Raw genomic sequence first — 14,594 nt, 5'->3', positions numbered from 1 at the left:
CTTTCATATTATTGCTCGTTTGATGCTTGGTGATACGCATGATGAACTATCTTTTTGAATTTGTTTTGTACTACTTAAGAACATAGATTCTCATATGACAAGTAAAATAATTCTTAATGAATCAATAATATAGCTAGATTCACCTATGGCTATGATTATTTGTTACCTTGGTTCTCAAAAACGAACTCAGTCTCTAAATTGGTAACTTTTCTATTTAGATAGGTTATCTTTAAAACATGACTATCTTCATATGTTCTGCTAGTATGAGAGGTAACACTTTTTATCTTTCCTTCAGAAATACCTGTTTCTATAGTGATTAAATCTGGCTTGATAGAAAAATAGATTTTCATGCTGACCCCGCTATTCATAGAAGTTACCGAAACTATATTTTTATGAACTTTCATTTTTTTATCATTAGGGAAGTGTAATAAGAAAGATACATCTCTATACCTCTCGTCTAAAGAATGAACCTTATCATTCATCAGTAATTTCTTATTAGCTACATCAAATGATATCCTTCTATCATGTTCAACAGCCACTAACACTCTATTCCTAGCAGCGACATAAGGGTTACTGCTGTCTTCACTATAGTCATATATCGACCAATTATCTATTCTATGATTAAAGTCATTATTATAGTTAGCATTGGAAACTATAGGGATGTTATGAGCTTGTCTTCTACGGATATAGTGCCTTATAGGATCTTCATTTATATAGTTATAAAGCCCAGAATCAACGAGCCAGTCTTCACCAAAAGCATAGAGAGTAATGTTGTTTTCATCTTGTTGGTGATGATATGGACTCAAACATCCAGCTTTGAAAATCAGGTGTATACTATCAGTAAAGTCTTTGTTCTCGCCCCACACATCTCTAAATATTGCATACCCTGATTGCGGATAAACAATAGTATTTTTACTAGGTGCTTTACCTCTTTTACCTTGAGTTATAGAATACAAAAAATTTTCATACTCTATAGTTCCAGCGAAGAAATTAGAGTACGCATCACTAGTAGGTTTCAGCTCCGTATCCCCTATAATAGGTAGTTTATTATCGGGTCTTAATATGTGAGTGATATACACCAAAGCTTTGGAAGCTATATTCTCAAACTTAGGACCCAAGTCCTTAAGTACATAAGTAGGAAAATCTTCAACTATAGACAAAAAAATCTTAAATACAAACTGATGATACCCTGGACTATTTTCTTTATGCACACCTTCTGTAGTGAACGAAAAATCTAGCTCATCATTAAGACGTAATACTGAGATATCTATCCATTCACGATTATCTAAAAAAATTCCTAATAACATTAAAACTCGCACTTGCTCTAAGCCATGATTAGTATGTTTAGAATAAAAATCATCTCGCTGCAATTTCTTCCCTAAAACATACAAGGTATCAAACAATGAAAGAACGAAATCAAAATTACTATAGACCCAATTTACGGCATATTTTTTTAAGTAGAAAATTAATAATAGTATCTGCTCAGCTCTGAGAGCTGTGGCATGATCATGCCATATGAACTCAAAATCCGTACCTTCATTATATAGATAGTTTTCTATCCAACTACTATTAATACTTTTGAGTTTAAGAAGTACTGCGTCATTTTGAGTTTTATTATGAAAGGATATGAGATGTTTGTTAAAATCAAACCAATGCAGCGCCCACTGCCAAGACCTATTGTTAAACGGGTCAGCCTCCCAACCTTTCCATTCAACAGCGGGAAAAGAAGTAAGTTCAAGTTTGTTATTTTCAAATAACTTCCTCCCTCTCTCAGTATTCTCTATGTTAGATATATATTTTTCAATATCTTTATTCAATAAGTATTGATTTGATATATCATCTTTAAAGTATAAATACATACTAAATAAAATTAATTGTTCTGTAATATTTATCGTTTTAGATGTACGTAAATCTTTTTCTTTATTCCATAAGAAATATCTAACCTTTAGTATTTTTGAGGATTTTAAATTAATGTCATGAGAGAAATCCACAGAGTTCTGATAGTGTTTTTTTACCACATTCCCTTTAAAATAAAAATAACAGGCATAAACACATTTATCTTCTTTCTTATTCAAGGAAACTTTTATGCTAGTGCCTATCTTATTAATATAAAAGATTATACCTTTTATATCTATTAACTTATACATAAAAATTAGCCTGATTGTTATATCTTATTACGAACGATTTACTATAAAAAATCTTTATTTCAATATGTTAATCTTAACTAGACACTATAAGTCATCATTTAGTATCGACGTTGAATCCATAAGCTCAATTTCTTTAATAATTGTTTTATTAAATCCACATTGTAAGTTAACTCGTTCATTTGCAGCTTGGGATTTAATCAAGAACAAGGATGGATTTTGAACAATTTCTACAATCTTCTCAACCATTTCGTTGATATTTTCACCTTCAAACAATGCACCTTCCTTATCGGAGATAAACTCTGGGACTGCTGCTACCTTGTTAGTAACTACTACTAACCCTGAAGACATTGCCTCATCTCTGGATACACCCTGAGAGTCCCATCTAGTAGGATTTAAGAAAACACCATGTTGCTTATGAGTAACTGCTATCTCATGATGACTTAAGAATCGCTTATACAAATGAACATTTTCAAATTGAAGCAAGGGCTCATTGGTTGAATCAAAATCAAACCCATCACCATAGATATTGACTTCTAAATCTTTAAAAAACTCATATCTAGATAGCTTTAATAAGGCAGCCGTTGTAATATCATTACCATATTTAAGACTTGAATATGGTCTGATAGATAGAAATTTAAGCCTATCTTCAGGTTTCTTTTCAGTATACTCAAATATACTATCGTCTACATAATTATGGATTACCATCTTATTTGAACTTGGTATCGTAAGTTCTAGATCCTCTTCTACTTCCTGAAGAAATGTACTAGACACAAAAACTAAAGTAATATTACTATTTAACTCTTCATTAATGAGCTTCTTCCAGAATTTTAAGCGATAATTAGCAAGCATCTTCTTTCTTTCTATTTCAGATTTATTTAAACCTGATAGATCAAACTCACGACGTTGCCAACTTTGTACTTCAGCCCCATGTAACCATATAGTTATTTTCAGCCTTTCTCGATAGTTCTTGATGATATCCCACATTTTTTCATCCATAAGATGAATAAATATATTCTTCACTTGACCTGATTCTAGAATGTTTGCCAGATTATCATTATTTCCATTGAAGACATCAATGGACTCAAACTCTCTAAAACCTAAATCAGAGTTATTATTAGTCAGTCTAAACACATCTACAATATGGTTGTGTTTTTTATACGCTCTTACTCTACTATGTAAAAATCCATATTTATATAGATCATCATATGAAGGGTATTGCTTTGCTAATATTAAAGTATTGCTTTTGGCAACGAAGTCGTTCACTATTTCACGTTTTTCTCCAATACTTATAGACTCTATAAATGAATGACCACTACCGGTAACCTTAAATCCAACTTGTATATATTTGCAATCTGGAGGGATCGGCATGCTGTGATTATGAGAAACTGCCGCAATATGATGTGATAACTTATTTCTATTCTCATCTAAAAATACGAATACGGAGCGTGTATCCATATTTGTATTTGCCTTAACTATAAACTGGCTATTTAGTTTTAAGTTGATATCAGATCTATTGTATATATCTTCAAAATAAATATAGGCAAGCTTACCATCAGGAAGTGTAGATTTTATTTCTATATTTGCATTATTTCTACTAATTTGTACCTGCTTACTTTGGGGTCTAATTAGCTGAGCATCTATATCATCCGCTGAGAAAGTAAATGTATGCGATTCTTGGTAAGTACTTAGATGCTCATTTTTATTTGTACCGATATTTATCGCTTCAGAAACCTTTAGAAGCCTACCTTCAAAATCAACTCCTTCATCTAGAATGAGTTTGCTATGTGAATCCAAAGTTTCTTCGTCACTGAGGCTAGCTCCGTTTAAAACATAGTTGAAGCAATCAATAGCAAATGCTTTTTCCTTAATTTCTAAATCATTGATATTCTCAAGCTGACCACCTTCTAGCACTACTTTTATAAATAAATCAACGTTTACTATACTCCGTGAAAATTTAAATCTATCTACTAGTTGGTATTCCTTATTTTGTATTAATAAGGCCTTACCATTAACATTCTCAAAATAACTGTCTTTGGTAATAGCTGTGACAGACGATTTATCATCATGGTTGAGGTAGGTTTGACTCTGCACTAAATCAAATAAATAATAACTACCATAACTGTCATTTGGATTAAATACAGTTACGTAAGTGTCATCTTTGTAATGCTCAATAGCTTTTGACAACTCAGATTCCGTATCATAGATAGTAATCCTATTGTCAACGATATTTTCTAAACCTATATCGCTAAATACGTATAACTCTTTATCCAAATATTCTTGTTCATTGAAGTTGCTAATAACATTATCTAACTCGTTTGCTTGATTAATATAAGCTACTACTATGACATGATAGGTTTCAACTTCTAAGAGTGTCTCAAATGATTTTTCTAAGATGTATTTCAAACGATGTTGATAAGTATGATGACTCAAAATTTTCCTGAGACCTTGAAGTCTATACTTTTTCCGAGTTAAAGGATCTTTAGTAAAACTCTTTAACTGTTTATCTAGCTCAGTCGATTCATCCGAACAAATAACTAAATCACCAAATAAAAGTCTAACACCATGTGAGTAATTACTTAGGACTATTGTATTAGAAGCTAGCATCTCAAATACTCGTCTAGCAAACATCGTCTGTGATTGCTTAATAGTATTCATGTTGATACCGTATACATAACCTTTATACGCTTTAGCTATTTCAGACGGATGTAAAGTACCTATTATCATTGACTGATAACTTTCAGGGAATTCGTAATGTGGATGAGGTTCATTAAAGTTGCGGTCAAAGATGTCTAAGCCCTTATAATTTTGTGCAACTTTAGACAAGACTCCGAAATCACGCTGCCTAATAGGGTACTTTAGATAATAGGAGCCAGCGAAGTTAAATTTATCCTGGCGCTCATAAACTTCGATAGGATTATGGATAGTTGGTTGAGCGGCAAAACATAGCAAGTAAACTCTATCATGACCCAAGTGTTCTTTATACTTTTGAATACAATCAATATCTGTAGTAAACACGATGTCGACTAGCTCAGCTACTCCCAAAAAAGTACCAAAATGCACTGGATCTTCTTTACTCCAAAAAACACTTCTGATTTTGTTCTCATCACAAAACTTTATTAGATTTATTAGCTCTACTGATTGATGGCTAATCTTAGTCTTCCATAGACCATTTTTACCTTGCCATGCTGACTCAATGAATAAAAAATCTGGCTTAAATTCTAGAATTTCTGACTGCCAGTTCTCTGGTGTGACATGATATATATCTGCCTCAGGATCAAAACACAGTGCTGTAAACTCATCCATGATAGCCGCGATTCTGATCTTTTTTTCTGAGAAAGTATGCTGTAAAGCAAATTTATCTACATAGTAATTACTTATATTTTTTGTTTTTACTTTTCTAGCTAACTTTTCAATACCACGTTTACTTACGTTATTTACTTTTGCTAAGTCATGTAGTTCTTTTTGCTTCTGCTCATTCAGTAGGATAATAATTTTGTGCAGCAAGTTAGCATTACTTAAATCCTTATTTTTCCTACTTAATGAATCAGCATAAATTGCAAACAGCTCCTTGCTGAGTATTCTGACATTTTTTTTTCTTTTGGCAGCATCGATCAGAGACTTTCCTAACTGGTAAGAAATCGTATTTTTTTCCATTGATTTGTTAACTAACTTTCTTTCACTTTCAAGTTCGAGCGCGCTAATATAATCTTTTAGATTATCTATAGACCCTCCATGCTCTTCAACTAGATCACTGACTACCTTTAATTCTGATTCACTAAAATCAGTAGTGCTTTTAGATAGCATCTTATAAAGCTTATTTTTCATAGATCACCAGAATGAGTTCATGGAGGAAAGAATGTTGGAGGCTTAAATCCAAGGTAAGCCTAATCATAAAGGGCATTCTTACTTTATGATTAGGATGGTCACATTAGCGGTTAGTTACAAAATTCACAACACTCTTGCCAGATAAGTCTAAGTTCTCAAATTCACCATGAGCAACCAACACCAATATTACATCAGCTTGCTCTACAGCACTATTTAAAGATACCAGCATACCCGTATTCAATTTTTCAGGTAATTTACTAATATTAGGCTCAACTAATAAGATATCTGCATTATCAGCTTCAAGCATTTTTTGAGCAATATTGACCGCTGGACTTTCACGTAAATCATCAATATCAGGTTTGAATGCTAACCCTAACAATGCTACTGTCGGCTTTTCAATACCTTGTACTTTTAACTTATCGATTTCAGCATTGATTTTACCTATTACCCAGTCAGGCTTACTATCATTGATTTCACGAGCAGCTCGAATTATTTTAGCTTCATCAGGGTTTTGATTAACGATGAACCAAGGATCGACAGCGATACAATGACCACCGACCCCAGCACCCGGCTGTAGGATATTGACTCGTGGATGATGGTTAGCAAGCTCGATCAGCTCCCAAACATTGATGTCGAGCTTATCAGAGATAATAGACAGCTCGTTAGCAAAGGCAATACTCACATCACGGGAGGCATTTTCGGTCAACTTTGCCATCTCAGCAGTACGAGAGTTTGTTTCTAATAGTTCGCCTTCTACAAAGATGCGATAAACCTCTTTTGCCTTATTGGTCGATTCTTTAGTCATACCACCGATGATACGGTCGTTAGAGATGAGCTCTTCGACCACCTTGCCAGGTAACACGCGCTCAGGGCAATAAGCCACATAGATATCAGCTTCAACATCAGGTTCATGATACTTGGGAAAGGTTAAGTCAGGACGTGCCTCAGCAAGCCACTCAACCATCTGCTCTGTTGCACCTACTGGTGAGGTCGATTCTAAGATGACCAAATCGCCTTTTTCTAATAGTGGTGCCAAAGCTTTACTAACTGCATGAATATAAGATAAATCAGGGGTGTGGTCATCGCCCTTAAACGGTGTCGGTACGGCAATCAGATAAGCATCTGAGTGTACTGGCTTTAGGCTGGCTTTGAGTCTACCGTTATCCACAGCTTGCTTAACAATTGCTTCCAAACCTGGCTCAACGATATGAATCTTGCCTTGATTGATTGTATCGACCGCATGCTGATTGACATCGACACCGACGACATTGGCACCATGATGGGCGAACATCGCAGCTGTTGGCAAACCAATATAACCTAAACCAAACACACAAATATTTTTCATCTTAATCCCGTCTATTTAATATTAAGTTAGCTTAACGCTTTAGTTTTAGCAGTTTGCTCATAGAAAAATTCAACGATAGTTTCAGTGATACGCTGTGAGGCTTTACCATCACCATAAGGATTATGGGCTTGGCTCATTTTTAAATAAATAGCGTCGTTTTCAATCAGATTACTAACTTCAGCAACGATGGTAGGGCCATGAGTACCTACTAGCTTAACGGTACCTGCCTCGACTGCTTCTTGTCGTTCAGTCGTTTCACGCATGACTAATACCGGAATACCAAGCGATGGCGCTTCCTCTTGAATACCGCCTGAATCCGTGAGAATAATATAGCTAGTACTCATCAAATAGACAAAAGGCAGATAATCCTGTGGCGCAATAAGTTTGACATTATTAAGACCGCTTAGTAAGCGATTGACAGGCTCTTTAACATTAGGATTTAGATGAACAGGATAAACAAACTCATAGTCTGGATACTTTTGAGCCAGATCTTTGATTGCTTGGCAAATAGACTCAAAGCCTTCTCCAAAATTTTCACGGCGGTGACCCGTAATAAGGACCCGACGTTTATTAAAGTCCAATTCTGAAAACTGCTGCTGTAATTCCAATCGTAGTGATGCGTTATTTTCTAACTTATCTTTAACATCTAACAAGGCATCTACAACGGTGTTACCAGTAACATAGATGTATTCTGGGTTGTTATGCTCATCATACAAATTTTGCGCGGCAGCTTTGGTTGGAGAGAAGTGCAACTTGGTAATGACACTAGTTAGTTGTCTGTTAGCTTCTTCTGGCCAAGGTGAATAAAGACTATAGGTACGCAGCCCAGATTCAACGTGTCCGATCGGTATTTGTTGATAAAATGCTGCTTGTGCACCGCATAGTGTAGTCGATGTATCGCCGTGTACCAGTACTAAATCAGGCTTGCATTCTTGTAAAATAGGCTCAAGTGCCATTAGCATTCTAGAGCTAGCTTGGGTCAGGCTCTGATTGCTTTTCATGATATCTAAATCATAGTCGGGAACTATCTCAAATAGAGCCAGCACCTTATCTAGCATTTCACGGTGTTGGGCGGTCACACAAACGATAGACTGGATATCAGGATTGGCTTCTAAAGCCTTAACAACGGGGGCCATTTTTATCGCTTCTGGACGCGTACCAAAAATACTTAGAACTTTTTTCATAATAGCTTCTCTATAGTATATTTATATATGAAAATATATACACACGGTTACAGAAATATAAATAAGCTTGCTATCTTATATGTCTGAGTAATAGTTCTCAAGTAACCATATGTTGCTTTATTACTAAAGGATAATATACTACTTTAATATTTCTTAAGTATTACATACAAGATGCTTATAATCATAATGACTATTAAAAAAAATTCGTGACAAGTGGTTTTTGGTTGCTGAGATTAAATTATAAATATGCTTGATCCAGCTCTTCTGCCAACTCAAAAACGGCAAACATCACCAATTCTTGCTAGAATAAATGCTTTCTACCAAATAACTTTAAGCTCAACTATGTCCATACCTACTGATACCAAGTTTATGCCTACCAAACCTCTCACTATCCTCCATACTTCCGACTGGCATTTGGGGCGTAGGCTTTATGGACGAATGCGTTATGACGAATTTGAGTCGTTTTTAGGTTGGTTGCAAGACACCATTAGCCTGCAAAAAGTGGATATATTAATTGTTGCTGGTGATATCTTTGACACCATGACACCAAGCAATAGAGCTCAAGCGCTATATTATGAATTTTTAGGAAAAGTTTCAAAATCATGCTGTCAACATGTCGTCATCGTCGCAGGCAACCATGACTCTCCTACTTTTTTAGATGCACCAAGTAACGTACTCAAGTTTCTAAATGTCCATGTTATCGGTACGGCTTGTGAAGACTTAAACGATGAAGTATTGGTGTTAGACGATACAAATGGAAACCCCCATTGTATTATTGCGGCTGTCCCCTATTTGCGTGATCGTGACGTGCGTAGCAGTCAGGCTGGCGAGTCGGCTGATAGCAAAGATGCCAATGTCATTAAAGGCATTCGTGCCCATTATGATGAAGTGGCTAGTATTGCCAAAGCCAAGCAGGCTCAATTAATCGAAGTACACCAGCATCACATTCCCATCATTGCCACAGGGCATTTATTTGCAGCCGGTGGCACCACTACTGAAGACGATGGTGTACGTGAGCTTTATGTCGGCTCACTCGGTAAGATTTCTGCTGACATGTTCGATGAAAGTTTTGACTATGTGGCGCTTGGACATTTGCATGTGCCACAGCGTGTCGGTGGTCGTGAGAGCATTCGCTATTCAGGCTCGCCAATCGCGATGGGATTTGGTGAGGCTAAGCAACAAAAACAAGTATTACTGGTACAGTTTGGTGCAGTAGCAAATGACATTAGCAGTCAAAAATCAGCCTCAAATAATATAGTTGACAGCATTATTCCTCAGCTGACCAATGCCGTTACCCCGATTGAAAAACCTGTTAAGAAAGTAGCCAGTCAAACGACTGAATTTATGGATGACTTGTTTGGTTTTGACGAGCAATCAAAAAATAATGAGGTGACAAAAACTGCTGCTACAAAAAACATCCCTGATCAGCAAGATCAAAACAACCAATCAATGCCTAAAAATATCGATACTGCCAATAAAATACTGCACCGAGATGACTCTAATCAGATGCAAGTAGTATCACTACCTATTCCAAAGTTTCAACAACTGGCGCAAGTTTCAGGTGATTTGGAGTGCATTAATCAGGCTATAGATAAAGTCATTCAATCTCTTGACGCAACGCAGTCTGTATGGCTCGAAATTATTTATACGGGTGAGGAGATTATCAGCGAGTTACGTGAGCATATCCAAACGATGGTAGATAATTTGCCGTGCGAGGTGTTAAAAATCAAAAACACTCGTACCTATAATAAAGTACTAAATCAACAACAGATTTCTGAGACGCTACAAGATTTAAATGAGCAAGAAGTATTCGAGCGTTGCTTGATTGCTCATGATATTCCTGATGAGCAAAAATCATCCTTACGTGACGCCTATGATCAAATCGTTTATAACTTACGTCATGAAGATACTCAGGCTGAATAGCATTATTTAATCATAAACGCTGTTGATAGAAGCTAGCCAGAATAACAGCTTTATTTCTCATTATTGCCTTTTTTATTACTACCTATAAAAATAAGACCCTGCCATGCGCCTAATAGAACTAAGACTTAAAAACCTCAACTCCTTAAAAGGCGAATGGCACATTGATTTTAGTGACCCCGCTTTTCTTAACGAAGGTATTTTTGCCATTACTGGACAGACTGGTGCTGGCAAGACGACCATATTGGATGCGATTTGCTTAGCACTCTATAGCCAGACGCCAAGACTGGGCGATATCACTGGTTCAACGAACGAGATAATGACCCAAGGTACAGGTGAATGCTCAGCAGAAGTCATTATAGAGATTGATTCCAAGCGTTATCAATGCTACTGGTATCAACATCGTGCCCACAAAAAAGCCAAGGGCAACCTATTACCAATTAAGCATGAAATTAGTGAGGTGCAGACCGGCAAGATTTTAGAAGAGAAAAAGTCCAAAACTTCTGCCCATATACAAAACCTCATTGGCATGGATTTTAATCAATTTACGCGCTCCATCATGCTCGCGCAGGGAAGTTTTGCCGCGTTTTTAAAGTCTGATATTGGCGATAGAGCCGCGATTTTAGAGAAAATAACGGGTACGGCTATTTATGCCAAAATATCGTTAAACGTCCATGAAAAAAAACGCTCTGAGGAAGAAGTGCTTGGTAAGCTGCAAGCGGGCGTGAATAGCTTGTCGTTATTAAGTAATGAAGAAGAAAAGCTACTGGTAGCAGATTTAGAGCGCTTTAACCAGCAGCAAAGCACCCAGCGCCAAACCTTTAAAACCCTAAGTGAACAGCTACAATGGCTGGATAGCGTTCAGCAGCTACAGCAAAATCTCTCGACCTATCAGACCGATTTTGCAGCGGCACAGCATACGCATCAGACCTTTATTCCAGAAGCCCAGCGTTTAGATGGCGCTAATAAGGCTTTAGAGATTGATAGCTATTTCCGCGAGCTGAGCTACAACCGAAATTTGGTCAAGCAGTTGGATACTGAACAACAAGATTTGCTTAATAAGATTCCAACTCAGCAAGAAGCGCTGGCACAAGCCAATACCCACTTAAACGCTATCAATACCATTGAAAAGCAAGCCACAGATAGCTTATATGCTACTTTGCCTATTATTAAAAAGACGCGCGAGTTGGATGCTGAGATAAAACAGCACTCTTATTCTTTAGCTAGCGATAATCAGCGTAAAGAGGTATTAGTTAGTAACACTCAACAATTAGGTCAAGATATAGTTGACCACAAACAAACAGAGCAAAAGACTCAGACTCAGCTTAGCAGTGTAGAAAAGTACTTTCGCGATTACCAAGAGCTAAACGATCTCGATACAGATATGGTGACCTTCGATAACAGCTGTCGCCAATTAATGGCGCTGTTGGAAGATAATGCCAATCTAACAGCGGATAAACTTGCTTATAGTAATCAAGCCCGCATGCTACAGACTGATTTTGATAAGTTATATAAGCAGCAAGATGCAGAGAAATTATTGATAACGCAGCAACGCGAGCAACTTGCCAGCGTACAACAGCAGCAAGCCACACTCATTCAAAACCAGCCCATTGCTAATATGCGTAGCGAGCAAGAGCAAATCGATCAAATCAGCACCCAGATTGCGCAAGCCCATATTAAGCTAGAACAGCTGTCTGAGCGTACCAGCCAAATTCAACACATCAATGCAACGTTACCCACACTGAACCAAGAGCTTAAGACTTTAGAAGGTTTGATTGCTAGTCACAAGATAAGTATTGAAGAGGCTAAGCTCAAGAGGCAAGAGAAACAAGAGCATCTACATTTACTACAAAAGGTCGCTAAGCTTGAAGATTATATAGTAGAGCTAGAGGATGGGTCGCCCTGCCCGCTTTGCGGCGCACATGAGCATCCTTATGGTAAGCATCATCCGTTATTAGACCCTAGTACCAAGAATAATAATACCGACGCCAATGACGACCAAAACCAGTCGTCCACAATAAAACAGACTAAGGCGCAATTAACTCAGCAGCACATAGCTGAACTAGAGACCGCTATTGATAACCTTGATCAGACTTTATCTAAACATCATATCGACCATGCCACCAAAAAAGAAGTCATCAATAATCAACAGCAGCAGTTAGCGCCCTTGCAGCAGCAATCTAAAATTTTACACGCTGATATTCAGTCTAACCTTTCCTCGCTATTTAACACTGAAAATAGTTATTCGGAATCGACTGTGGCAATTATCAATCCACTGGCGCAGATTAACAACGATACTGATATTCATATTGATCACGGTTTATCCTTATTAAGCATCATCAAACACAAACTGACTGAGCATAAACAGTCTCTTAAAACGATAGTCGTCAAATATGACAACCTAGCTGAAAGTGCTGCAACGCTCAGTATTGCCATCGAAGCCGATGAACAGCAGCAACAGCTACTTAGTCGCGACATTAATAATCTGACGACTGATATCAAGCTAAATGCTCAAAAAGTTGAAAGTGTCGAAGATAAAATTGCCACTAATTTTTCGGCACTCATACCCATGATGACCAATATTTCATCTTTGGTGAGTAAGTACCCAACGGCTAAATACGAAAATCATTTAACGATAGCGCTCAAAGCGACTGACATTCAAGGCGCACTGCAGCAACTCATTGAAAGTACTCATAAGCAAATAGTATTAGCAAGTGCAGATTATGATAAGCATATTGACCAATTGCGGGCACAACGTCATGCTTTGAAGCAGTTAAAGCAATATCACCATGAGCAAAGTAGCCGCCAACAGCAAATCACCAATACTCTGAGCAGCCTGACTGCGAATATTGAGAGTAAGCAAGCACAGCTCACCAATGATGAGACAGCACTCAAAGAATTAGAGACATTAATTGATAATAAAACAGAGGATATCGAACAATTAAAGAAAGCTAGAAAAGCGCTATTCGCAGATAAAGATACAGACTATGAAGAAAACCAGTTACGCAGCACTGCTGATGAGGCTAAAGCCAAACAAATCATAGCGCAAAGACAGCTAGATTCTATACAGCAGTCTTTAGAGCAATTAAAACTCAGAGAGCAACAGCTAGCCAAAGAGCAACAGTCGGCGACTACTACCGTAAATTCACAGGACAGTATTTTTACTAACTTACTCACAGAGTCAAAGTTCGTCGATGAGGCGGATTTTTTGAGTGCGCGTCTGCCTAAAGAAGAGCGTGAGGCATTACATATACGTAAACTAGCGATTGATAATGCCCTACAACAGGCTAAGTTGCAGTTAAATAATACCCAGCAAACGTTAGAGCAAAAACTTGCCACGCCTATGACAGATGAAGACCGAGAAACACTTGCTGGCAAGCATCATCAAATACAGACGGATATCGATGAGTTAAGTCAAAAAATCGGTGCGATTGACCAAAAGCTTAAGGATAACGACAGCCAAAAAGGGCAACAGGCGACACAGCTGATTGCAATCGATGAACAAAAACAAAAACTACAAGTTTGGCAACAGCTTAACATTCTAATTGGCTCACATGATGGCAGAAAATATCGCACCTTTGCCCAAGGCTTAACGTTTGAAGTCATGATTAGCCATGCTAATACGCAATTGCAAAAAATGAGTGACCGCTATTTGCTCATTCATGATGACAGCAATCCACTTGAGCTTAATGTGATTGATAACTATCAAGGCGGTGATATTCGCAGTACTAAGAATCTATCGGGCGGCGAAGGATTCATTATCAGCTTGGCGCTCGCACTTGGGTTATCGCAGATGGCGAGTCACAACATTCGCGTGGATTCACTATTTTTGGATGAAGGGTTTGGTACGCTTGATGAGGAGTCGCTTGATATTGCGCTCGACACTTTAACGAGCTTACAACAAGAAGGTAAGCTTATTGGCATTATCTCTCACGTACAGGCGTTAAAAGATCGCATCTTGACTCAAATCAAGGTTGAAAAAATCTCGGGTGGTTTTAGTCAGATATCAGGTCAAGGATGTCGCCGAGTGGTCAATATTACTAATGAAAAAGCCTCGTAAGTTAAAGCGGTCATCAAGAGTCGAACTTTCATGCTTAGCCAGACAATAAAAAACCACCGTTAATTAATAACGGTGGTTTTTTTTGAAAAGACGTTTATCTTGTTTTTCACTCA

The 14,594-nt window shown here is 37.4% G+C and carries 6 protein-coding genes; 2 read left to right on the top strand and 4 right to left on the bottom strand.

Annotated features, from left to right (window positions below):
• Nucleotides 1–155: 155 nt before the first annotated feature.
• The 4 genes from ACT3S4_RS06095 to wecB all read right to left on the bottom strand — a co-directional run bounded on the left by ACT3S4_RS06095 (nucleotide 156) and on the right by wecB (nucleotide 8,501).
• Nucleotides 156–2,147, bottom strand: coding sequence for a heparinase II/III domain-containing protein (locus ACT3S4_RS06095; protein WP_444760696.1), 1,992 nt, complete (start codon nucleotides 2,145–2,147; stop codon nucleotides 156–158).
• Between the two features lie 84 nt (nucleotides 2,148–2,231).
• Nucleotides 2,232–5,972 (bottom strand): glycosyltransferase family protein, encoded by a 3,741-nt coding sequence (locus ACT3S4_RS06090; protein WP_444760695.1) that lies wholly within the window; start codon nucleotides 5,970–5,972, stop codon nucleotides 2,232–2,234.
• Between the two features lie 103 nt (nucleotides 5,973–6,075).
• On the bottom strand, nucleotides 6,076–7,317 hold the full coding sequence (wecC, locus tag ACT3S4_RS06085; protein ID WP_444760694.1) for a UDP-N-acetyl-D-mannosamine dehydrogenase: 1,242 nt from the start codon (nucleotides 7,315–7,317) through the stop codon (nucleotides 6,076–6,078).
• Nucleotides 7,318–7,343: 26 nt separating this feature from the next.
• Nucleotides 7,344–8,501 carry a non-hydrolyzing UDP-N-acetylglucosamine 2-epimerase gene (gene wecB, locus ACT3S4_RS06080; protein WP_444760693.1) on the bottom strand — a complete coding sequence of 386 codons (1,158 nt, stop codon included), beginning with the start codon at nucleotides 8,499–8,501 and terminating at the stop codon, nucleotides 7,344–7,346.
• A 342-nt stretch (nucleotides 8,502–8,843) separates the two neighbouring features.
• Here wecB and ACT3S4_RS06075 point away from each other — a divergent pair, with 342 nt between their 5' ends.
• Both ACT3S4_RS06075 and ACT3S4_RS06070 read left to right on the top strand, forming a co-directional pair.
• Nucleotides 8,844–10,424: an exonuclease SbcCD subunit D C-terminal domain-containing protein gene (locus ACT3S4_RS06075; protein WP_444760692.1), complete on the top strand. Its 1,581-nt coding sequence runs from the start codon at nucleotides 8,844–8,846 to the stop codon at nucleotides 10,422–10,424.
• Between the two features lie 103 nt (nucleotides 10,425–10,527).
• Nucleotides 10,528–14,481 (top strand): AAA family ATPase, encoded by a 3,954-nt coding sequence (locus ACT3S4_RS06070; RefSeq protein ID WP_444760691.1) that lies wholly within the window; start codon nucleotides 10,528–10,530, stop codon nucleotides 14,479–14,481.
• Nucleotides 14,482–14,594: the final 113 nt, after the last annotated feature.

Origin of the sequence: Psychrobacter sp. AOP30-A2-5, from assembly GCF_052378115.1 — a bacterium.
In the GTDB taxonomy this organism is placed as follows: Bacteria; Pseudomonadota; Gammaproteobacteria; order Pseudomonadales; family Moraxellaceae; genus Psychrobacter.
The sequence above is the reverse complement of the archived record's forward strand: the minus strand, read 5'-3'. Positions and strand labels throughout refer to the sequence as shown.